Genomic DNA, 22,945 nt, shown 5'->3' with positions numbered 1-22,945 from the left:
CTATGTAATGATCAACTAAATTCGGACACTTGGTAAGGTCAGTATTCGGCTTTTTCTGGCGACATCACAAGATTGTAACGATGTGGATGCCGCCAGTTGTAGTAATCCATCAGGTAATAACTGATATCCCGCTTTGTGTATATATATGATTATCAACTGACACCGACTTAAGGTCGGTGTTTTTTGTTGTTTTAGTACGAAATTCCTTCAGTATCAATTTAGCACTTTTCTTGAACATAGCGTTGTTGCCCAAATCAGCCAGCAAATCATGACTTCCCCAGCCCCAAGCGACCGTTACACTCGGGCCTTTCTGACGGCTATGTCCCAATTACGTGTTACATGGGGTGCCCCAGCGCCTCATGCAGACGCGCTTTGATATTCACGCCCCTCCCGTAACGCTCCAGCATCCTGCGCCAACCCAGATAATTCCTCAGATAATGAGTTGCCACGCCATGAAAGCGCACCATCCATTCTTTCAACCGATGGTGATATCCGTTTACATGTTGGATGTGGAATGCCCCTACCACCCTCTCACCCTGACGATTGCGCACTACTTGATGAGTCACTCCCTGCACTTTACTGAAACTGGCATACACGCCCGCACCATCGCTACACAGCACCGCATCCGGTGACACCAGCGGCTTCAACACCGCGATGACTGTCTCGGCATCCATTTTCTCCAACTGAAAATCCGCATGATGGCCCGCACGGTCTTGTACTACCATCACCGGGATGTAATCTGACCCGGTTCCACGAGTTCTACCCTTACCACCGCGATGACGTGGCAGGCTCGGCAGTCCCCGTTGCCCCTTGAACGATTCAAGGAAGAAGGTCTCATCAACCTCAACGATGCCTTCTTCCCTAGTGGCTTGATGACCTGCCATGGCACGCAAGAAGCGGTGACGCCAGAGGAAGGCGGTATTTTTGCTGACTCCGCAACGCCGCGCTGCCTGGCGGACGGTCAGTCCTTCGATGAGGGCTTGCGAGTAGTCTTCCCAGCACTGGGCTTTGCGCAACCGCGCCAGAGGCGTCTTGGTCAGCACGGAGCTGGTGCGTAGGCACACTTTGCAACGGTAGCGGCGCAGTCCCCGACTCCATCCCCAAGGGGCCAGCTGATTGGCATCGGCCTGACAATGGGGGCAACCGCTGCATGCTGGTAATTGGGTATTGAGCGAGGTAATGGCGTGTGGCGCAGTGAGCTCCTGCTGGGCAACGCGGCGCTGGCGCAGGGTAAGCAGTGGAAAGAGAGACAAGAGGTGTTGAAAGGCTGGGGTATCCATGATGGTAGACCTCAAGGTGATGGCCTACTTCAAGCTTAGCCTTTCAACACGTAATTGGGACAGCGCCTTTCTGACAGGTAGGCCAATGGTCGCCCCGGTTTGCCAAGCCCTCAATCCATGAAAGTGAGTCAGGTGGAGATTGCAGCCATAGATCCGGATTTTGATCGAGGCTACTGCCTCTATCCCTGATGGAATTCGCTGGCTGGCTCCGCTATCAACGCCACGCACTTGGAAGTACTTTGTTTCCCTCGGGTTTTGCCAGTCACGGTCTGACCTGTCTCGCCATCACGTCACATCCCTGTTTATCGCCATGCAGGAAAAGCTGCGTCGCCACTACCGACGAGCCAAAACCATCACGCTGATCCTCGATAACTACATCATTCACTAGAGCCAAGGAGGCATGGATGGTGCGGATCCGGTTCTCTCGACGCAACATAAGAACCTGAGAGCTCTGAGCAAACAGCTACAGCCCCAGCAACTCAGCGATATCCGCCACTCGACTCAACATGGCATGGGTCATGGGTGAAGGAAGGGGAATAGGCTGCCATGGGTTACTCCAACTGATGCGATAACAAATGAGGAATTAGCTTAACAGATCCGGGAGTAGAAACTCCCAAATTGAATTTGAATGGCCAAGCATCCCCGCTAGAGCCCATGAATTAAGTGTGAAAATTACCTTATCAGTTGACTACGCCCAAAATTACGGCTGTTTCGTACTTTCGTGCGTAATTTAAATAAATACGCAGTCCTCTCCAAGAAGTTATAAAATCTCTCATTGTGTAGATCAGAATCTCGGCGATCAAATCGATACTCTGCGTCATCAGGGAAATGTACCAAAGACGCATAATCAGGGTATGCGAGCCTCAATGCACTACACCAAGCTTTACGGATGCGTGTAGCCATGTTATCCGCATCAAAATTAGAGTAATCACCAAGATGACCGTAGTCATCTCGGTTAAACAGTAGCACCACGTGGTAATGAGGATGTTGGCTTGTTACTTGCTCCTTCACCCAGATATAACCCAAAAAGAATGGTTTACCAGTCTTCCCCTTACGGTGACGTGCGGCTTTTATCTGGCTTTTTAGTGAAGCAATAAAGCGCGTAATAACCTTTTCCTCTTCTACCTCAGGTGGAAAGCCTGTCGGCATGTCCGGATTATCCATAACTGGTATATGAGGGAAACGCAGATCAACACGTACAGCAAACACTCGCGGATGTTTATTCAAAAAGTTAGCGATCACCTCCACGGATGTTTTCAACTGCTCAAAGGATATTTCACCATACTTGGCTTCAGCCACAACTCGCAAGTTTTCTTGCTCGTTGCCTATTAAACAACACCCAAGTTTTGATTTCATATACGGTCCTATTGTTCGAATGGAATATCCACGCCTGCTGGTGAGATGCACTTGTCGTCATTAATGAGAGGTGCTACGTAAAGCTTTACAGTCAACTGATACCCTGCTCTCTTATCAAACCAGTAGGTTGATATACCAACCTGCATTTAGCACTCTGTGCTTTGCATATGCTGCACTATGCCGATGTATACGGCTAATGGCTTGTATCTGACGTACAAGCCTGATGTATATCTGATTGGTATACACTTCGTGTATATATCACATGTTCTCGTTGGTATACTCTGTGATACACTCTGACGGTGTATCACTCTCTCCCTCGATATATCTCCTACACCCTCTACCTTGGTGTATATATTACTATTACCGAACTTAGCGACCTCCTAAATCACCGGGGAACACGTGATTATTTTAAATAAACCTCCAGTAATACTGGTTGTTCAGGCAAGAGAGTTACTCTGAACTTAGCTTACCCTCTCCTATCTAGCGGATGCCTTCGAATCAATCCATTTTATTACTTCACTCTGCATCCAAGCGACCGCTCTAGGCCCTAAACGAACGACACCAGGGAACTCCCCTTTGCTCATCAAACGATAAATTGTCGCTTTGGATAGCGTCGTCATTTCCGTGACTTCTTTGAGTTTGATCAGTTTCATTTTTTGGATCCGGCTATTTCTCCATAGCTGGACCAACAATGTTAATATTTACGTTTATCGCTTCTCACATCGCCCCCCCCTAAGCCGATTAGCTACGCAGAAGAAACAATCACTAGTTCACCCAGAGTGCTTCAATGCCACTAAGTAGGTTAGATTACAGAGCATGAGCCATGCATTTACAGGTCCGCCCGCCAACATAAGCAACAACAAAAGCTTGAAAAACACCATGAAAAAACACACACTAAATGCAACCAAAAAACAACAAAAAACACTACGATGTAGATTAAGGAAGTTTATTGTGGCAATTCATGATGATGGTGTGAAGGTGCAATTCACTAAGAAATTAGATAATCCTTTTTTTGTAGATTATCTTTGGTATTGCACATGTAAAATTAATGGTGGCTCAGCAACTGATATACCACCTATTTCATTATTAATAAAACATCTAGAAAATTCATGCACCACGCCTAACGCTCTCGCACTTATGCGCAAATATAGCCCTAGAGATCAAAGAGATTTTGGGCTTGAAAGGTGGATAGACACTTTGGCTGGCGAGTTTGATGCAAAATGCCTTACAGATAAAAGCTTCGACTGGCTAGATAATAAAAATACGAGAATACATCACTTCATATGGAGGCTAATGAGTCATCTAGGTGTACAAATAGATGGCAGTGACCAATTGCTAGCTAAAACTATAAACATAACTCTTTGCTCATCATTTGTTAATGATAATATAAAAACACATGCCAATACGAATAAAAAATTGAAAAGCAACATAAGCACCCTTGATATTGCTTCAACTATAAACAGACTACCTTGCAATAAGACTGAAAAAGAAAATCTAGTCCTTTATATATCTGAGTTTTCTGAGTCAATAATGAATAACGCTGAAATTACAACATGGATTAATAAACAAAAAACGGAGAAGGTTACATGGCTACACAAATATCTTGAACATCAAAACATAGATTATGTGCCATTGGTTTTAAATGGTTCATCAGCTCAAAAAGATGATCTTATTTCCTTTTTTGATGTATTAATTATCACTAATATTGATAGGTATAAATTTTTAGTTTCCAACGTCAAGAAGGCATGGAGCCAAAAAGTATATCGTGATAAAAATATAGAAAAGAAACAATACAGCATTAACATGAGTAAAGATATAGGTAATATTCTTGACGAACTAAGCCAAATGGAACAGAGAAATAAAAACGCCATCATAGAAGAGTTGATTAGAGAGGCATACGCAAAACGGTGCGCAATATAAAAAATGGACTGAATGATTAAATCATTCAGTCCATCACTAAAAATCATCATAGCCACATTTACTTTCTATTAAAGCTCACCTTCACAACGTTATTAACTGCTGCTTCAGTAACAGGATCTTGCATCACCTCATCAGCTACCAGTCTCCCCCAATTAATCCAGACAAGTCGGGTTTTCTCGGTATGACGTGAACGGTGATAAGTTCTAATAAGTTTGTTAATGGGGGTGTGATTCAAGCAAAGCTCAATAACTCTTTCCTCAACATCTAGCCTTTCAGCCCAGTTAGTAGCCGCACTACGCCGCAAATCATGGACAGTAAATGGGTCCATATCAGGTAAACATCGTGCGATGAATCGCCTTAGAGCCCGAGTAATGGAATCAACTAAAATTGGCTCGATTTCATCTGTTTTTGGACGATCAGATTCGAATACTAAATCACCATTGGCATACTGCGCCTGCTCTTCAATGACCGATTTCGCCTGAGGGGAAATAAAGACAGTATGAGCTCTACCATTTTTGGTTTCAGGTATAGTCCATATATCATCTTTTATCTGTGAAAAACGCATATTAGCGACTTCACCTCTACGACATCCGGTCAGTATTAATAACTTAATCGCATTCGCAGCAGGTATAGAAATCGTTGCATGGCGAGAAACACCACGCCCTCCGGCCGCCAAGCTACCACCACTCCCAAGATCCTCATCTATCGCCTTCCATAACCTGCGCAATTCGGGGACGGTCAACCATCGCTCTCTTGGCGAGCCAGCACTGGCACCAAAATCTTTTGGGCGCAACAGTCTCGCAGGGTTGGCCTCAAGCAGACAGTGAACCACTGCATAATCTAACATCTGGTTCAGCGTTCCCAACCCTTTACGGGTTTCGTCTTTTGTTGCACGCCTGGTTATCTCTAACGCTTGTGCCAAGTGGGCACGAGTCAGATCGATTAAGCGAATGTTGCCTAGGGTCTTCTTGAGATGACGATTCCAACGATCCTGATGGCATTGGAGGGTTTTGGGTTTGACGACCTGAGCAACACGCTGTGCATCGAGCCATCGTCCAAGCAACTCATCCATCGTCAGGGCCGTTTCATTTTTAGCCTTTTCTTGAGCCGCAAACTTGGTGGGATCAATGCCCCGCTTCACAAGCAGCACCGCTTTCCCATGCTCCTCTCTGGCTTTAGCCAGAGTCAGGGCAGGATAACTCCCCAGCAACAATTCGCCTTCACTACCACCAATCTTGAAGCGATATACAAAACGCTTGAGGCCACTTTCACGGATTTCTATTTTGAGTCCACCACCATGCTTCGATTGAGTCGCATAGCGTTTCACTTTAACCCCTTCGACTGGCTTGAGTGACGAGATCTCCAAGTCTTTACTTATCGCCATCCGTACCCCTCCCCGTACCCCTCCAGCGCAGTGCATTGGAGTGAGACTTTATGAAACCACTTGGTACAGATATATTATGTAAACAACTGTTTTTAATCAAAAAAACATTTCATATAAAACCAACTGATTCTATATGAAACTAATAATTTCTGGACTCCTAAGGGACAGGCCACTGGTTCGACTCCAGTCGGGAGCGCCATACAAAACAAGGGGTTAGCATCTTCATGGTGCTAACCCCTTGGTCGTTTTTGGATTGGAATACAGGCAGATACATCCCATGTAATCACCTTTCCCATAAATGCTGACCTGTAAAGAGGAGAGGGTGTAGTGGTCTAATCATCCCGGACACCATTTTAGGTGGTACAGTCGCCACCATGACCTGAGGTGTTCAATGACAAGATTACGTCGCTCATTTACTGCCGAATTCAAACTCGAAGCCGCATCCCTGGTGCTCGACCAAGGATATTCTGTCCCCGAAGCAAGCCGTTCACTGGATGTCGGTGAAACCGTACTTCGCCGCTGGGTTCAGCAACTGCAATCCGAACGAACCGGCACCACGCCTATCAGCAAAGCGCTTACTCCGGAACAGCAGAAAATCCAGGAGCTGGAAGCCCGCATCCATCGGCTCGAGCGCGAAAAGGACATTCTAAAAAAGGCTACGGCTCTCTTGATGACGGACGAGTTCACACGTACGCGCTGATAGACCAGTTAAGAGAGCAAGCCCCCATCACCCTGGTCTGCTGCGCTTTCGATGTTCCCACTTCCTGTTTTACGACTATCTGGCTCGCAAGCGGATGATTAACCGTGAGCGCATGCAGCAACGCAGCGAGTTGCGCCGGTTGTTTAAAGAGAGCCGGGACTCGGCAGGCAGCCGCGCCTTGATGTCGATGATGCGAGAGTTGGGGTATCAGATTGGCCGATCCAAAGTACGTAACCTGATGAAGGAAGCCGGGCTGGCATCCAGGCAGCCGGGTGCACACCGTTATAAGGTGGCACAGTCTGAACGGCCGGATATTCCCAATCTGCTGGCCCGCGAATTTGATGTTCCGCAACCTAACCATGTGTGGTGTGGCGATATCACCTACGTCTGGGCCGGTGGTCGTTGGCATTACCTGGCCGCAGTGCTCGACCTGCATACCCGGCGGGTCGTGGGCTGGGCGATGTCTGACAAACCAGATGCAGAATTGGCAATAAAAGCGCTGGAGATGGCCTATCAGCAACGGGGTTGCCCATCTGGCGTGCTGTTTCACTCTGACCAAGGCAGCCAATATGGCAGCCGGGCATTTCGGCAACGACTGTGGCGTTATCGCATGACCCAGAGCATGAGTCGGCGTGGTAATTGCTGGGATAACGCACCGATGGAGCGATTGTTCAGAAGCCTGAAGTCAGAGTGGCTCCCGGCAACGGGGTACATGGGTCTGCGGGAAGCAAAGCGGGATATCAGTTATTACCTGATGGATTACTACAACTGGCGGCGTCCACATCAACACAATGACGGGATACCGCCAGCAAAAGCCGAGGTTCGGCCTAACCAAGTGTCCGGATTTAGTTGACCACTACACAGCGCCACGGCACGACAGCTTCGCCGTCTAGCCTCTTTCAGTGACAGTCTCACGAGTTTTGGCACTTCCCTTCCATCACCGTTCCAGGCTTGGATTATCTTGGTTTTCAAGCTTTGAGCTCCTCGCACCAGATAAAATCCGCCGGCGTTGTTCACTTTTTCAAACCGAGCCCTGTCAATGTAACCCGCGTCAGCCAGTAGCAGGCAGTGGGCCCGTCCTTTGGATGTGGCTTGTTTTGTTTGGCGAATAATGAGATCACACAAACTGGACTAAGCTACTTTCCTCCGGTGATCTACTATTCGGAACAACTATTTAGATACGTTATTACCTGATGGATGACTATATTTAGCAAGATCGATATCAACACAATGATAATGTTCCACCGGAAAGATCACTAACTAAACATCCAGCTTTCGCTGCCTGCAGAAAGTCGGATAAGGGTTGGAGCAGAGAAATTTTTTATATGCATTTTCTTCTCCTAACTATCAAGACTGCAGAGAATGCATCCTGTATAAATAAAAAAGCACCTTCGAATACATAGGGAAGGCGCTCACAATATTTACATCGATGAAAATACGTTCATTATTATTCCGCCGGTGATAATCAGAACCATGGCGAGGATTGCAGGAAAATCTGGTTTTTGCTTATACAAAATCATCGAGCAAATGGTAACTCCAACAATGCCAAACCCGCACCACAACGAGTAAGCGACACCAACCGGAATCGTACTCATTGCGCGCGTTAGTGCGAAGTAACACAGACTGTAGGCACAGACTACCAGGACCGATGGAGCCAGTTTGCTAAATCCATTGGTTTTTTTGATCATTGATGTACCAGTGATTTCAGACCCAATAGAAAGCGCCAACCATAAAAATCCAAGATTAAACATAAATCACTCCCATTATATTAATTTGCGGCTGTTTCATTTAATGATTTAGACGATTCACCTGAAGCACTTTCGTCTTCTTCGCTACCCATTTTTGAAAAAAGGTTCATTATAACAATGCCACTTGCAATAATTGCCATACCGATAATGGCCGCTGTATCTGGATGCTGTCCGTAAAATGCCATGCCCAAGGTAGACACAACCAAAATACCGGTGCCGGACCAAGTAGCATAAGCAAGCCCAACCGGGATATCCTTCACCGCTCGAGATAACGAGTAGTAACAGGTGCAATACAACAACACGAGCAGACCGAGCAGCAACATTTTGGTCGTACCTTCACTGCTACCAAACATTTTCAAGGTCGAGGTTGCTGATGTTTCTGAAATAATAACCAACAGCATCCATAACCAGCATTTTGTTTTTGAAGACATAAGTTAAAACTCCAAGTTTTTTATTTAAGGTAAGATTCAGTTCTTTTGTTTTCTTTTACTTTTCAAAAACTCGAACGCTGCATCGGTCAGCTGCGCTTCGGGAACATTGGCAAGTTGCGGATTCATCTCTACATCGCTGACAGTGAGATAACGCCGGACGGTGCTCGTGGTGCTGGCCGGCACTGGAGCTGAATCATCACCCGATGCCAGCTTTTCCAGCAGCTCATTTATGTTGCACAAAGTGACACCAATCTCACTCAGGCGGGTCAGTTCTGCATGCATATGGCCTGCGTAAGCTGAATTTGGTTGTGCCCCCAGCAGCTGGTTCAGTTCGCTAGCCGGATCGCAGTGATAGCGCAGCGCTAACACCGGTAATCCAGTCAACAAGGCATCATGCAAACGCTGGGCAACAGGGCTGCGGAACGTGCCGTTTAGAAGGTCCATCGCCAGCGGATAATCGAGAAATGGCAGCACCAGTGCACGATACGGTGTTTGCGGAAGGGCCTGTTGCCAAACGCTGGTCGCCACAGCTTCACCCAGTGGTTTCCACTGCATTGCATCCTCGATGCCTTCCTCTAGCGCAATATGCAGGCGATGCCCGCATCCAGCCAGGCGGCTTCGAATTGCCTCCCGATAACCCTTAGTGGCTGTAACCATCACCAGCAGCGGCGGCTGCAGGCGCTGGATCATATGTTCGACCAAGCGTTCAATCTGTTCGTCGGTCATGGTAGTTCTCCGTTAACCGATCAGCGTGACCTGCGCGCCGTTTTTCAATCCAGCGGCGTTAGCTTCTTCGGTATCGATATGAAATTCCAAGGCGAAATCGTCACGTACCCGCACCAGCACCTCATTGAAAGTCAGCTGGCGCTCGCCGTTGTTGCGCACGCTCACTTTCTGGCCGTTGGTCACATTCAGCTGACGGGCATCTTGCGGCGACATGTGGATATGTCGCCAGGCGCAAATCACCTGGGAGCGCAATTCAACGTGGCCTGCAGGACCGATGAGCAGCGCACTGCCCGCATTTTCCAATTGACCAGATTCACGAACCGGAGCCTTGATGCCAAGGGTGAAGCAATCGGCATGAGAGATTTCCAATTGCGAAGCCGGACGAGTTGGGCCGAGTACGCGAACGCGGGTCAGGGAGCCTTTGGGACCGACCACAGTGACACACTCCTCTGCAGCAAACTGACCCGGCTGGCGTAGCTGTTTTAGCGGCGTCAGTGCGTAACCCCGACCGAATAACGCTTCGACATCCTGCTGGGCCAGATGCACGTGCCGGTTCGAGATCCCGACCGGTATCGCTGGCGTGACCTGACTCAGCCGGGTGGCAATTTTTTGATGTAGCTGGAGGTCGATCATGCCTTCTTCCCTCTCCTTATCGCGGCACTCTTATCTTCAACCTGAGCCGGCGAAGACTCTGCTTGCACGATTGGTTGAGCATCACCACTGGTTACGACACTGTTTTCCGAGGATTTGTCCGAAAGCGCTTCGGCTTCGACCGTCACGTCTGCGCCAGCGTTTGCTTTTGTGCACACCGGGTGGCCTTTTAGGTTGCTGAGCGATGCCACAACGCTTTTCTCCGGACGCGCAATCACCAGTGAACGGACCTGCTTGTCGATGGCCGCAGCGACACTGAGTCCGCGTTCGATAGCTGTGTGAATGGCGCTGATTTCGCCTTCAAAGCAGACACTCACCAACCCAGCCCCCACCTTGCGATAGCCAATGAAGTCGACACTTGCAGATTTGCAGGCCGCATCCACGGCCTGAATGGCGGCGGCGAATCCTCGCATTTCAATTACGCCTAAACTTTTCATTTTCGGCTCCTGTTAATGACGGACCAAGCGAATATCAAAATCAAATTTCTTAAAGAACGTCTCCAATCGGTCTAATTCATCCGGTGTGTAAGACGGATCCTGAGTAATCGGGTAAGGCATATCCAGACGCTCATATTTTTTACGCCCAAGCTGGTGGTATGGCAGCATGTCAATGCGAAGGATATTTCCCCGCTTCGCTAGCTTTTGTACGTATTCTATTGCGCCAGTGATGGCATCCCACGAGTCATTATATCCACGAATCAGCGGCATCCGGATAATAACCTTGGCACCGTAATCAACCAACCATTCCAGATTGCGACGAATACCTTCATTACCGATACCCAGCATCGATTTATGGTGTTCGCTGTTGATCTGCTTGATGTCGAATAAAAAAGTATCAGTAACAGAGGCCAGCTTTTGATAATTTTCTAGGGTAGTGGTGCCTTGAGTTTCAATGGCCGTATTAATCATCATCTTTTTGCATTCGCCAAATAAGGCGACGGCAAAATCCGTTTGCAGACTCATTTCACCGCCACCGATGGTGACACCACCGCCAGAAGAAATGTAAAAGTCATAGTCTTGCATGATGATCTCCATCAGCTCGCTAACAGTGACATCTTTACCCATTATATCCAGTGCGTTCTGCGTACAGACCTCTTCGCATTTTCGACAACCGATACAATCTTTATTTCGGTCGATAAAATGTTTAATGACCCCATTCTCTTCGACCCGGTAATGAACCCCGACCGGGCAAACGTTAACGCAATCACCGCAGTTAATACACTTGTCGTGTGAGAACATCACCTGAAATTGACTGTTAAGTCCCTCAGGATTAGCGCACCAAGGACAGCGAAGATTACACCCCTTGAAGAAAATTAGCGTGCGAATACCATCTCCATCATATATTGAGTATTTCTGGATATTGAATATACGCCCGGTCAATTCAGTATTTGTAATCACGCTTGCCTCCATCTCCGGATATGGCAGGCCGCAGTCTCATTTTCTGAGACCTGCCATCACGGAGCACTTCTGATTTATTCTTCAATACGGAGAATTGTTCTCAACCAATCGACTAGAACTTCTCTATCACGGTGCGGCTGATGATCTCGTCCTGCACCTCTTTACACAGCTCGACAAAATAGGCGCTGTAACCTGCGACACGCACTATCAGGTCGCGGTATTTTTCCGGGTCCTGCTGCGCTTTTTTCAGCACTTCATTGTCGACATAGCTGAACTGCATCTGGCCGTTACCAAGAATCGAGGCAGTACGCAACAAAGTGATCAGACCGTGACGTCCCTCTTGTGTATCCAGCAACCCCTTGAGGAACTTGAAGTTGTGCACCATGCCGATGTTCATGGTCTCCACATTCATCTTGCTCACAGACTTGATGACAGCCGTAGGACCTTGCTTATCCGCCCCCTGGGTCGGGCTGATGCCGTCAGAGAGCGGCATCCATGCCAAGCGACCGTTCGGCGTGGCGTTGGTCAACTGACCAATAGGCGTGTTATTGGAGATAGACAAGGTGCCGTGGCTCATAACCGAGTAAAGCATCTTGTACTTGCCGCACTCTTTCTCCGTCCACTCGGTGATATCCAGCGCATACTGGTCAACATAGTCGTCATCATTACCGTATTTCGGTGCATTCAAGCAGTCGCGGCGCAGCGCTTCATGCCCTTCGAAATTGGCCAGCAGTCCATCGCGGACCTGCTCAAGCGTGTACTTTTTGTCTTCAAACACCAGCCTGCGGATCGCGGCCATAGAGTCGACATAGGTTGCAAGGCCAGAGAAGATCAGTCCAGGCCCATAGTTGAGCATCGCGCCACCAGCGGAGACATCTTTTCCGCTCTCCATGCAACCTTCCACCATCAGAGACATAAGCGGTTTCGGGGCAACATCGCGATGTACCCGCTGGCTGATCACAGTCCCGATTGCCGAGAGGCGCACGATGTGTGCAATCTGCTTTTTCACCGCCGCATCGAACTCCTCAAAGGTACGAAAATCACGCAAGTCACCGGTATCCAGCCCCTGGTAGCTGTCAAACAGCACCATGCGGCCACGGTTGAGCACGAACTCGATGGCGATAGGCCATTGGGTGTATCCGGTGGAGGTCCACTGATAGATACGCCCCGACTTTTGCGGCTCGACGCACCCCATCAGGCAGTAATCGCGCGCGTCTTCAAAATCAAAGCCCTTGCGCAGCATCATCTTGATGTGGGAGTCATCGAAGTGGCAGGCAGGGAAACCCATCCCCGCTTTCACGACGTCGACGATTTTCTCCATGTATTTCTGCGGCGACTGGTTATGAATACGGCAACCCAGTGACGGCTGATAGACCTTCACAAAGCGTACGGCATCCATGATGAGGTAGGTCAGGTCGTTACAAGCATCGCCACCACTGCGCTTCTGGCCACCCACGGTCAGGTTGATGAACGGCTGATAACCGGCGAAGTATTTCGCCCCCAGCTCGCTCGACATCCACATCAGTTCGGCACATTTGATGATGAACGCCTGCATCATTTCCAACGCACTATCGTGAGTCAGGCGTCCCTCACGAATATCGGCTTCGAACATCGGGTAGCAGTACTGGTCAAGGCGACCGAGTGACAGTCCGGTCTGGTTCTCTTCAATCTCGAACAGCGACTCTACAGTCCAGATACTCTGCAATGCTTCTTGCAGGGTTTTTGGCGGATTGGCCGGTACATTCTCGTTCACGTCAGCAATGGTCAGCAGCTCGGCGCGACGCAAGGCATTTTGCTCTTTCGCAGCCAGATCACGAGCATGGGCTGCGATGCGCCGAGCGTAGTTGACCACCCCGTCGCAAGTTTCGATCGCAGCTTTGTAGTAGTAAATACGGTCGATATCTTCCGGGTTCTCCATGCTCAGCTGGTCGAGATGAGCCTGAGCATCAGCTTTGATACCGTTCATCCCTTTGGTGAACAGCAGCACGTCGTAGCCAGGGCAGGTATCACCGCCACCATTAATCTGGTGATAGGAGAGATCGCTAACGAAGGTCTCACCGCTGAATTCCCAGATACCGGCTTCACGATATTGTGCTTCGCAAACCTCATCCAGCGAGCGTCCTTCCCAGAACGGAACTATCTCTTCACGGATGGTCTTTTTATCCGCTTCACTGATTTCAAAAGGGTCTTGCGGACGAGTGCTCATGGTATCTAGTTCATCGTGAACCCAGCGCCAGGCGATATCCGGTGAGAATGCGCCCGCTCGTGGCTTGCCACATGGATGGCCAACGATCAGCTCATCGTCCTGGATCAGGATCGGGGCTGTTTCGCAGGCGTGACGGAAGGCTTTGGCACGCAACAAAATGGTCGGCATACCCGGGTTGGCTTTGACGACTTCGGTAAAGGCGAGCGCGCGATAGATAGAGACGCTGGGGCGCACGGTCAGATAGCGATTACGCAGGCGTTGCAGACGCGGCGTTAAGCCCTCCATCACCGCAGGATCTTCTGCACAGGCGGCGAACGGTAGCGTCGAGACCTGCTGCACTCCGCTAAATAGACGCACTGGCAAATGGAGCGCACTGAGGTTTTGCTGCGCACTCATGAACATGTCGGAGAGTTCGTTAATTCGCGCGTTCTCGAGGCTGGCGCCATGGAGCAAAGCATCAAACATCGGGTAACCGTCGATGGCGCAGGTGGCGCGTACTTCACTCAGCTCTGCCAGCTTGAACCACAGGCTCTCGACAATTTCGTACGCCTGTTGTTCGGTCAGCGCACCGTTGGCGATATCGCGCTGGAAGTAGGGCAGCAGCGCCTTGTCGGCACCTTCCGGGTTGACCGCGTAGCTGCCGTTATCGAGTTGAAGCGCCAGCTGGAACAGATAGAACGCTTGGCATGCCTCTTTAAAGTTACGTGCAGGGTGGGCCGGGACGTGATGTAAAATGGCGGTACTTTCACGCAGTTCAGCCTGACGGAACGGGTTGGTTTCGGCGGCGGCCAGGGTTTCGGCGCTGTTGGCCAGGTTTTGTGCTAATGCCATCAGGGCATCGCAGGCGTAGATGGCGGCTCGGCAGCCGTTCACCTCGTCCATGCCGCTGCGGCTGACGGCGCTGCCCAGGGCGCGGGTTTTCTCTTCCAGCTGCTGCTTGATGGCCAGCACGCCCTTCTCCACCACCAGTTTGTAGTCGGGGGAGTCGATATCGCTATTCAGATTCAGGAACTGGAATGTAGACGGGCGATGCATGGTATTTTCATCGTGGAAGATCGCACCGTGCTGTTTACGGGTTTGGTTACCAACAATCAGCTCGTCAGTGCTGATGGCAAGAGGTAACTGGCGCATCAGTTCATAGAAACGGCGCGCCGGTTTTACGGCAGCGGGCATACCCGCGATATCGCTGTCCAGCCTGCTCAGAATCGTTGCGTGTTCTGAACACAGGGTGCTGGTATGCGCCAGTAAACGTTCAGCCAGCACTTTGACGCGCGGCGTTAAGCTGTTGTGTGCCATGAGGTTCTCCAGTTCTTGTTCTTAGCAATCCAGAGCAGCGCTGCCGCTCCATGCGTGGCGATAGAGTTCGGTTAATGCCTGTGCATCCGGTGTGCGTGGGTTGGTCGCGCTACAGTTGTCGCGCAGCGCTTGGTTGACCATCTCTGCCAGACGCAGGTCAAAGTCGACCGCGACGACATCGGTGTCACCAATCCCGGTCGGCATGTTCATTTCATCTTTCAGTGCTTGAATGGCTACCAGCAGGCTGGTAACGCCTTCGCGCGGAGTGTGGGCGGGCAAGTCCAGCAGGTGAGCCAGACGGGCATATTTATGAGCAGCCTGGGTATCGCACTGCCCCTGATAATCAGCGTTCCATGCCACTACCTGCGCCATGAGGAGTGCGTTGGCGCGGCCGTGTGGTACGCGGAACACACCGCCTAGGGCGTGGGCCAGACTGTGGGTAATACCGAGTGATGCGTTGGTAAATGCCATGCCCGCCATGCATGAGGCGTTGTGCATCTTTTCCCGTGCTAGCAAATCGTGACCGTTTCGCCAGCAGGTGGGCAGGTAGCGAAACACCTGCTGCACGACCTTCTCGGCCAACGCATCGGAAAAGTCGCTGGCCGCACGAGAAACATAAGCCTCAAGCGCATGGCACAACACGTCCATCCCGGTGTCTGCTGTGATGGCAGGCGGCACCGATGCCACCAGCGAAGGATCGAGAATGGCGATATCCGGCAGCAGCGATGGGTCTACCAACACCAGCTTCTCGGCGTGGGCTTTAACCACGGAGAAACTGGTGACTTCGGACCCGGTTCCGCTGGTAGTCGGGATTGCTACGAAACAGGGACGCTCGCGACTCAGGTCCGGACGAGTTTGCGCCAGGGCGAAAATAACCGCTTTGGCCGCATCAATCACCGAACCGCCGCCCAGCGCGATCACCAAGTCCGGATAGCTGCTGTCCATGAGCTTCATACCGCGTACCACGGTAGCGATATCCGGATCGGCGACTACATCATCCCAAGTCTGGAAGGCAAGGCCGCGTTGGCGCAGGATCTGCGTCACCCGGTCAGCAAGGCCAAACTTCACCATCATCTTGTCAGTGACCAGCAGTACGTTGCTGGCGGGCAACTCTGTCAGCACAGCGAGCGCATCCTGACCAAAGCGGATCCGGGGTTTCAGCAAAAATTCACTCATTGGGTTATCCACTCCTTAAGCATCCCGAAACACGTTCTCGACGATGGCAACCACTGACATTGCTTTGTAGCGGTCTCTGTTGAGTGCGAGATACTCCTCGGCCAGTACGATGTCGTGCATGCCTGCACCTACGCTATCAATCGCAACCCAGGAATGGTCCTTCATCGGCTTTTGCTCGTCGTCCAGCTGGGTTATCAACAGCAGGTTGCTACCGCGCAGCTCATCGCATTTCTGCGTGGCAACGACATGTCCTGTTACCTTTGCGAGAATCATTGTTTTTATCGCCTTATCTCAATGCGTCACTTGCCAAGGCGCTCAAGCACCTGACGGATGACGCGCTCCACGTTCTGCTCACTGATATCCCCTTCAACGCCTGCTGCAACGCAGGCAAAGCGGTCATCGGCAGCCGTATTTGCCTGTACAGGAGCAGTGAAACGGGCGTCATCAAGGATGCTGCAGCGCTGGCCCGCTGTCGGATTGGAAACCGGCTGCGGATCAACCTTGTGATCCGGTGCGCATAGTTCATCAATAGAGCGCACGCCATAACCCACCTTGCGGATGTTAAGCAGATTCATTGGCCCGACGTTGTCGGAGCTGGAGCCACCACCAATGGCACCACAACCAAGCGTCAGCGCCGGTGTAATATTGGTGGTTGCACCGATACCACCGAGGGCGGCGGGGGTGTTGATCAGAATGCGGTTAACCGGTTTTTCAAGGCTAAACTGACGGATCACATCCTGGTTGCGGGTATGGATCACCAGGGTGTGCCCTAGGCCTTCGTTGGTCAGCAGCTCGACCACGCGATGACAGGCTGCACGCCAGTCCTCTTCTACGTACAGGCCGAGTACTGGGCACAGTTTTTCACGGGAATAGGGGTTTTTATGGGAGACGGTGGTCTGCTCGGCGACCAGCACGCGGGTGCTGGAGGGAACGCTAAAACCTGCCAGTTGGCTGAGATAGATCGCCGTTTTGCCCACAACTTTAGGGTTGATGGTGCCGTTTGGCCGCAGCAGCAGGGCGGCCATTTTGGCAGCCTCGTTTTCGTTCATGAAGTAGGCGCCCTGAGCGTCCAGCTCACGATGAACGTCGTTATAAATACAGCGTTCGACGATGATCGACTGTTCGGATGCACAGATCACACCATTGTCGAAGGTTTTACTGGTGATGATGTCTTTCACCGCCTGATGAATGTCGGCGCTGCGCTCGATGAAGGCTGGACCGTTCCCCGGACCGCCGCTGATAGTCGGAGTGCCAGAAGCATAGGCCGCACGTACCATACCTTCACCGCCGGTTGCCAGGATCAGTGATACATCTTTGCTGTGCATCAGCTCGGACGTAGCCTCCAGAGTCAGCTCAGTGATCCCGTCAACAATCCCCACCGGGGCTCCAGCGGCTTCCGCTGCACGTTTAACGATTTCAATCGCCTTCCAACTACACTGACGAGCACCAGGATGCGGTGAGAAGATGATGGCGTTGCCTGCTTTCAACGCGATCAGTGTTTTGTAAATCACCGTAGACGTCGGGTTAGTCGATGGCACCAGTGCGCAGATCACGCCGAGTGGCACACCCACGTCCATCACTTTCTTCTCCTGATCGTCATGAATGATACCGACGGTCTTCGTATCTTTGATGGCATCGTAAACGCGCAGCGAAGCAAAACGGTTCTTCAGAACCTTATCTTGCCAGTTGCCAAAACCGGTCTCTTCTGCAGCCATCTTTGCCAGAACTTCGGCGTGACGCGCAGCTTCTTCGGCCACGTTCTTCACGATGGCGTCGATTTTCTGCTGCGAAAAGGTGGCCATAATCACCTGCGCCTTTTTGGCATTGCGCACCAGTTCTCTCGCGTTCTGGCGGGAGAGCAAATCGGTATCGAGTTCAATCATGAAACTATCCTTCATCAGACGTATAAAGTGCGAACGGGGCGTGCCCTGTCAGGTCATGCTTTGTGCTGTGCCGCGATTTTTTCGATGTCGTTGTGCGGACGAGCGATGACGCGAGAGGTAACAACTTCGCCAATGCGCTTTGCAGCCTCCACACCGGACTCAACTGCCGCATTGACTGCCCCGACGTCACCTTTCACCATCGCAGTGACCAGACCAGAACCGACGTTCTCATAACCAATCAGTTCAACGTTGGCGGCTTTGCACATGGCATCAGCCGCTTCAATACAGGCCACCAGACCTTTGGTCTCAATGAGACCCAGTGCTTCTTTCATCATGCTATCTCCCGTTACTCGGCAATTTTGTAGTGAGCGACAATCTTGCTGATGTCGTTGTGTGGACGAGCAATGACCAGCGAGGTCACGACTTCACCAATGCGCTGAGCAGACTCCACACCGGAATCCACCGCAGCTTTCACAGCTCCGACATCACCTTTCACCATGGCGGTGACCAGGCCCGAGCCGACGTTCTCATAACCGATCAGTTCGACGTTGGCGGCTTTGCACATGGCATCAGCCGCTTCAATACAGGCCACCAAGCCCTTTGTTTCAATCAAACCCAATGCATCACCCATTTGAACTCTCCCAGCCTTAAGCCTTGTGTTTAATGACGATTTTGTTGATGTCATTGTGTGGACGAGCGATAACCAGCGAGGTCACTACTTCACCGATGCGCTGTGCCGACTCCACGCCAGAATCCACCGCCGCCTTCACTGCGCCGACATCCCCCTTCACCATGACAGTGACCAGGCCGGAGCCAATGTTTTCATAGCTGATCAGCTCCACGTTGGCGGATTTGCACATGGCATCCGCAGCTTCAATGCAGGCCACCAGACCTTTAGTTTCGATAAGCCCCAATGCATCACCCATGGTGATCTCCTCAGAACAGGTTGTGTTGTGTGGTTAAGGAACACCGTCCGTATCACGACATTGAGCCACGGTTGCGGCGTTCAATTGCCACTATAGGCATTGGCGGCACTCATGGAATTTGAATCTAAAAAATTTCAGAATTTAGTTTTTTATTCTAAATTTATGATTTTTATACGCAGTATTTATGTATTCATGCTGCAGTCGTGAGGAGGTTTTCACCTTGCATAAGGCCTGATTCAGGCTCAGGAAAATATCGTCGGCATATGCTAATGGATTGTTAATAAATGGAGACCAAGAGGTAATTTGGCCGGTCGCCAACTGTGGCAGAGCTCATGTTTTGCCAGTGACGCTAAATGTGGAAAATGAGTGGGATGTGGTAGGAAGGAGTGATAAGGCGGTGACTGCGGGCCAGAAAAGGGAGGTAGGAATTGAGAGCGGGGCGCGAGAGCATATGGGGCTGGTTGGAACAGCGGCAGGATCCAACCCTGTTGCGCGATACGCAAGAAGCGCCTGTCGGTATGGGGGTAAAGGAAGAAAGAGCCGGGCAGCAATCACCACGGGGCTGCCTTTAAGGAAAAAGGGCTAGCACGCCGCATAAGGGTAGAGCCATCAAGGGTATTTGAGCGCGCCAAATTGTCGGAGCGGGGCTATAGGTGCTGGCGTCATCGACGCTTGGGTCGGAGCATCCGCCGTATTGACGGGACTAGTTCACTTTGCTGCCGGATTTGAGGGTGCAGATCCAGAGCGGCGAGTTGATGGAGCTCAGCAGTATGGCCTGCTGATTGAGCCGCTGTGCACTCAGAAACAACCCATCGTGACTGTCGGACATCTCGCGCATGAAGTAGTCGAAGACCACATCCGGTGACTGGTCGATGGAGGAGGCACTCGCTTCCCATTTGTTGATGCGGTACTGACGCTCGTTGGTAGAGACGCGGCTGCTGCTGTAGGTGAACGTGACATAGCGCTGGAGGTAGAGCCAGCCTGCGGCCGAGTCGGTATAGCCTTCAACCACCATGGAGCCCTTCCCCTGACGGCCGAAATTGAAGTGAATATTGCCGTTGACGTTCTCTTTGTTCATGTCTTCAAAACGCATGATGCCTTTGGTGGCGCAGCTCATGACGCCATCATTTTCGGTGGGCAGCTGATAACAGGCATAGACTGCCGCAGCGAGGAACACGGAGCAGGACAAAAGAAAGAAGGGACGCGGCGCAAGTCTCATCACGGCTTCCAGGAGTAGTAGAAATAGTTATCGCAATAGCTGAACGAGTTGTCTTCGTGCATGGCGCAATGGGCAAGAAATACCCTGCCCAAGCCGTTGGTCTCCAGTCTATCTCCGTAGAAGAACAGAAAACGTTCGCCAGGTTTACAGCTGATGTTCAAACGCTGCCGCACCTGGTCGAAATGCTCACCGTAGGCAGTGGCGCTGACCGATCGCAGCATCTCGTCGCTGGCCAGCAATTCGCACTGGTTATTGGGGATCTGTGTCATTGTAAGGGGGCGGGGCTCACGGTCATTCAACAGACCGAATGCCACCAGTAGTAGGGCAAAAACGAGCATGCAGCCACCAGCGATATACCAGCATATTCCTCGTGAGTGTGGAGTGAGGGGAAGTTGCCACTCTGCAGGCTCAAGAAGCGGTTCGTAGGTTGCCACCGTGGATGGTGGGGGAGCTATTTCAATGGGCGATGCGGGAACATTATCAATAGGCTCAATGATGACGTCCGGATTCAGCTGCAAATAACCGCGCGACACCGTGATGATGATATTGTCGATATCGTAGTGGCGAAAAGCCTTGCGCAATATGCTCAGGTATTGGTTGAGATTGCTGTTCGATGAAGTTAATCCGTTATCATCCCAGACTTTTTTAAGCACCTCGTCTCGGCTCACGATCCCTGTATTTCGCAAGAAAAAATAAAAAAGCGCATTGGCGGTAATGGATAATTGACTGTCCGGCTCAACACTTTTCCGCTGAGTCAAGGAACCATCTGTCGCATCATAAATGAAGCGGGCATTGATGAAGTAGCGCATCTCGGCCTCAATCCATGTGCTTTATGTGGGGAGCGTCATATTATGCAAAGTTTCAACCAGCGCCTGACGGTGCTCTGCAATCATTGTGCGCCCTTCAGTTAACTCCGATAGCCAAATACCGTCCGCGGCATAACGTACCAGCGTACCAGTATGGCTATTGTCCAACTCATCTCCTTGCTCTAGATGTGCCTGCATCCAGTCACGCCAACATTTTCGCAACACTGGTTCATCCGGCATGGCCAATGAAAGTACCATTAACTGGCGACTCTCCTGGGTGTCCGTTAATTCAGGGGCAGAAAGATAGTGCAGGTAAGCACGAGTAAAACGGCCATATTCAGTCTTGTCAGCAGCCATCAGTGCTGAGATAGCCTCTTCCATAATTGCCAGTAGACGAGCAAAGAGAGCAAAGATCAGTGATTGCTTATTAGGGAAATGGTGTAGTAATCCACCTTTGCTTACACCGGCTTCCGTGGCTACGGCATTCAAAGACAGAGCTGCGATGCCGTCTCGAGCAGCGATTGTGGCTGCTGACTCCAGCAGTTGTTCCTGCAAACGGACAGGATCCTTTTTACGGTGTGCTGTTTCCATGTTCATTACAGAATCATACCGGCCAGACGGTATGATTGTTTTTGATCGCTATCAACTGGTGCGAGTTGTGCCGATGCGGGATACCATTATTGTGTAGTGGGTCACAGTTACTCATTTAAATCATTATGGAATCAGGTTGTGAGCTTGTTCATTTAGGAACGGCCAAGAGATCGGCAACGGTAGATCCAGCCAACCGCCCAACCAGCCGTGATGACCCTCTCCTTTCTGCATTCAGAGCATGCACGCTCTCTGATAGACTGACTCTCTTTGGCCGGGCCCAGCGCCCAAGCCATCAGCTTCATCTTGCAAAGGAGTGTTGGATGTCCGGTTGTTCCTGGTGGGATAGATCCACCGGTTTTGCACTGCTGACCATTGTTTTGTGGGCCTCGTTGGCGGCGCTGACGTCACGGGTCTCCAGCGTGTCACCGCTGGTGCTGGTTGGGCTGGTGCTGTTTTTCTGCGGGGTCGGGGCCTTGCCGTTCTGGCGCCAGTGGCGTGCTCGCCCCATTACCTGGCTGGTGACGGTTACGGCCTTGCTGCTCTACCATCTGCTGCTCTTTATGAGCTTTCGCCATGCCCCGGTGCTGGAGGCAAACCTCATCAACTACCTCTGGCCGCTTTGCATCATTCTGTTCACCCCGCTGTTACTGCCCGGCCATCCACTCCATGCCCGTCACCTGCTAGCTGGCGCCTTTGGTCTGGCGGGATCCATGCTGGTGATGGTCAACGGCGAGCTGCAACTGCAGCAGGCCTATCTGCCGGGATACCTGCTGGCACTGGGCGCGGCTGTCGTCTGGGGAGCCTATTCGGTGCTGTCACGCCGTCTGCCACCAGCACCCGCCGTGGTCACTGCAGCAGCCTGCCTGCCCGCAGGTTTGTTGGCGCTGCTGCTCGCTCGTCTGCTCGAAGGGCCTCTGCCGCTCGCGCAGATACCCACCAGTGACTGGTGGCTGATCATCGGGCTGGCGCTGGGCCCGATGGGGGCCGCCTTTGTCACCTGGTATCTGGCGCTGCGGGATGGGGACCCACGGCGGATTGGGGCGCTGGCCTACCTGACACCGCTGCTGAGCACCTTGCTGCTGGTGTTGCTCAATGGAGAAGCGCTGACCACGCGCCATCTGCTGGCCGGCGCCCTGATCATGGGGGGCGCCCTGCTCGGTATGCTGGGCCCACGCAACAGCGCGCAGGCTTCCCCAGCCAGTTAACTCGGCAAAATGGGGCCACCTGACCCTAATGCCAGTCAGTTAAG

Annotated in this window: 22 protein-coding genes and 2 pseudogenes; 3 read left to right on the top strand and 21 right to left on the bottom strand. The window is 51.3% G+C overall.

Annotation, left to right across the window (positions count from 1 at the left end; genetic code table 11):
• Positions 1–335 precede the first annotated feature (335 nt).
• From BN1115_RS18675 to BN1115_RS18665, 3 genes are all read right to left on the bottom strand, one after another.
• Positions 336–1,280, bottom strand: a complete 945-nt coding sequence (locus BN1115_RS18675; protein WP_042658340.1) for an IS1595 family transposase — start codon at positions 1,278–1,280, stop codon at positions 336–338.
• A 672-nt stretch (positions 1,281–1,952) separates the two neighbouring features.
• Positions 1,953–2,636, bottom strand: coding sequence for an inovirus Gp2 family protein (locus tag BN1115_RS18670; protein ID WP_042658339.1), 684 nt, complete (start codon positions 2,634–2,636; stop codon positions 1,953–1,955).
• Between the two features lie 476 nt (positions 2,637–3,112).
• Complete coding sequence (locus tag BN1115_RS18665) at positions 3,113–3,289, bottom strand: helix-turn-helix transcriptional regulator (protein ID WP_025202136.1); 177 nt, start codon at positions 3,287–3,289, stop codon at positions 3,113–3,115.
• Between the two features lie 298 nt (positions 3,290–3,587).
• Here BN1115_RS18665 and BN1115_RS22455 point away from each other — a divergent pair, with 298 nt between their 5' ends.
• Positions 3,588–4,556: a ribbon-helix-helix domain-containing protein gene (locus tag BN1115_RS22455; RefSeq protein WP_128821656.1), complete on the top strand. Its 969-nt coding sequence runs from the start codon at positions 3,588–3,590 to the stop codon at positions 4,554–4,556.
• Between the two features lie 58 nt (positions 4,557–4,614).
• Here the strand turns inward: BN1115_RS22455 and BN1115_RS18655 are convergent, their stop codons facing one another.
• Complete coding sequence (locus BN1115_RS18655) at positions 4,615–5,940, bottom strand: tyrosine-type recombinase/integrase (RefSeq protein ID WP_050070534.1); 1,326 nt, start codon at positions 5,938–5,940, stop codon at positions 4,615–4,617.
• A gap of 391 nt (positions 5,941–6,331) precedes the next feature.
• Here BN1115_RS18655 and BN1115_RS21980 point away from each other — a divergent pair.
• Positions 6,332–7,493 (top strand): annotated as a pseudogene (locus tag BN1115_RS21980) (IS3 family transposase).
• Between the two features lie 8 nt (positions 7,494–7,501).
• On the opposite strand, the pseudogene BN1115_RS21975 reads toward BN1115_RS21980, so the two are convergent.
• The 17 genes and pseudogenes from BN1115_RS21975 to BN1115_RS18565 form a co-directional block, all read right to left on the bottom strand.
• Positions 7,502–7,711, bottom strand: a pseudogene (locus BN1115_RS21975) (IS4 family transposase); the annotation flags it as partial.
• A gap of 350 nt (positions 7,712–8,061) precedes the next feature.
• Positions 8,062–8,391 carry a DMT family transporter gene (locus BN1115_RS18640; RefSeq protein ID WP_042658334.1) on the bottom strand — a complete coding sequence of 110 codons (330 nt, stop codon included), beginning with the start codon at positions 8,389–8,391 and terminating at the stop codon, positions 8,062–8,064.
• Positions 8,392–8,408: 17 nt separating this feature from the next.
• Complete coding sequence (locus BN1115_RS18635) at positions 8,409–8,819, bottom strand: DMT family transporter (protein ID WP_042658333.1); 411 nt, start codon at positions 8,817–8,819, stop codon at positions 8,409–8,411.
• A 36-nt stretch (positions 8,820–8,855) separates the two neighbouring features.
• Positions 8,856–9,545 carry a hypothetical protein gene (locus BN1115_RS18630; protein WP_042658332.1) on the bottom strand — a complete coding sequence of 230 codons (690 nt, stop codon included), beginning with the start codon at positions 9,543–9,545 and terminating at the stop codon, positions 8,856–8,858.
• A 12-nt stretch (positions 9,546–9,557) separates the two neighbouring features.
• Complete coding sequence (locus BN1115_RS18625; protein WP_042658331.1) at positions 9,558–10,178, bottom strand: phosphate propanoyltransferase; 621 nt, start codon at positions 10,176–10,178, stop codon at positions 9,558–9,560.
• Entirely contained in the window at positions 10,175–10,633 is a 459-nt protein-coding gene (locus BN1115_RS18620; protein WP_042658330.1) for a BMC domain-containing protein, read from the bottom strand. The genes BN1115_RS18625 and BN1115_RS18620 overlap by 4 nt, the downstream gene beginning before the upstream one ends.
• A gap of 12 nt (positions 10,634–10,645) precedes the next feature.
• A complete protein-coding gene (gene cutD, locus BN1115_RS18615; RefSeq protein WP_042658416.1) occupies positions 10,646–11,593 on the bottom strand; it encodes a choline TMA-lyase-activating enzyme in 948 nt (315 codons plus the stop codon).
• A 112-nt stretch (positions 11,594–11,705) separates the two neighbouring features.
• On the bottom strand, positions 11,706–15,095 hold the full coding sequence (cutC, locus tag BN1115_RS18610; RefSeq protein ID WP_042658329.1) for a choline trimethylamine-lyase: 3,390 nt from the start codon (positions 15,093–15,095) through the stop codon (positions 11,706–11,708).
• 21 nt (positions 15,096–15,116) lie between these two features.
• Positions 15,117–16,271 (bottom strand): 1-propanol dehydrogenase PduQ, encoded by a 1,155-nt coding sequence (locus BN1115_RS18605; RefSeq protein ID WP_042658328.1) that lies wholly within the window; start codon positions 16,269–16,271, stop codon positions 15,117–15,119.
• A 15-nt stretch (positions 16,272–16,286) separates the two neighbouring features.
• Positions 16,287–16,544: a EutN/CcmL family microcompartment protein gene (locus tag BN1115_RS18600; protein ID WP_042658327.1), complete on the bottom strand. Its 258-nt coding sequence runs from the start codon at positions 16,542–16,544 to the stop codon at positions 16,287–16,289.
• Between the two features lie 26 nt (positions 16,545–16,570).
• Positions 16,571–18,154: an acetaldehyde dehydrogenase (acetylating) gene (locus tag BN1115_RS18595; protein WP_050070533.1), complete on the bottom strand. Its 1,584-nt coding sequence runs from the start codon at positions 18,152–18,154 to the stop codon at positions 16,571–16,573.
• 53 nt (positions 18,155–18,207) lie between these two features.
• On the bottom strand, positions 18,208–18,489 hold the full coding sequence (locus tag BN1115_RS18590; RefSeq protein ID WP_429086761.1) for a BMC domain-containing protein: 282 nt from the start codon (positions 18,487–18,489) through the stop codon (positions 18,208–18,210).
• Positions 18,490–18,500: 11 nt separating this feature from the next.
• The gene (locus BN1115_RS18585) at positions 18,501–18,785 is read right to left on the bottom strand and encodes a BMC domain-containing protein (protein ID WP_011705244.1); all 285 of its coding nucleotides are present in this window, start codon (positions 18,783–18,785) and stop codon (positions 18,501–18,503) included.
• A gap of 16 nt (positions 18,786–18,801) precedes the next feature.
• A complete protein-coding gene (locus BN1115_RS18580; RefSeq protein ID WP_010634659.1) occupies positions 18,802–19,080 on the bottom strand; it encodes a BMC domain-containing protein in 279 nt (92 codons plus the stop codon).
• Between the two features lie 703 nt (positions 19,081–19,783).
• Positions 19,784–20,299 (bottom strand): FidL-like protein, encoded by a 516-nt coding sequence (locus BN1115_RS18575; RefSeq protein WP_042658326.1) that lies wholly within the window; start codon positions 20,297–20,299, stop codon positions 19,784–19,786.
• Positions 20,299–21,108 carry a transcriptional regulator gene (locus BN1115_RS18570; RefSeq protein ID WP_042658325.1) on the bottom strand — a complete coding sequence of 270 codons (810 nt, stop codon included), beginning with the start codon at positions 21,106–21,108 and terminating at the stop codon, positions 20,299–20,301. The genes BN1115_RS18575 and BN1115_RS18570 overlap by 1 nt, the downstream gene beginning before the upstream one ends.
• A gap of 21 nt (positions 21,109–21,129) precedes the next feature.
• Entirely contained in the window at positions 21,130–21,702 is a 573-nt protein-coding gene (locus tag BN1115_RS18565; protein ID WP_042658324.1) for a TetR/AcrR family transcriptional regulator, read from the bottom strand.
• Positions 21,703–22,016: 314 nt separating this feature from the next.
• On the opposite strand from BN1115_RS18565, the gene BN1115_RS18560 reads away from it, so the two are divergent.
• A complete protein-coding gene (locus BN1115_RS18560) occupies positions 22,017–22,901 on the top strand; it encodes a DMT family transporter (protein ID WP_042658323.1) in 885 nt (294 codons plus the stop codon).
• Positions 22,902–22,945: the final 44 nt, after the last annotated feature.

Source organism: Aeromonas allosaccharophila (assembly GCF_000819685.1).
Classification (GTDB): Bacteria; Pseudomonadota; Gammaproteobacteria; order Enterobacterales; family Aeromonadaceae; genus Aeromonas; species Aeromonas allosaccharophila.
The sequence above is the reverse complement of the archived record's forward strand: the minus strand, read 5'-3'. Positions and strand labels throughout refer to the sequence as shown.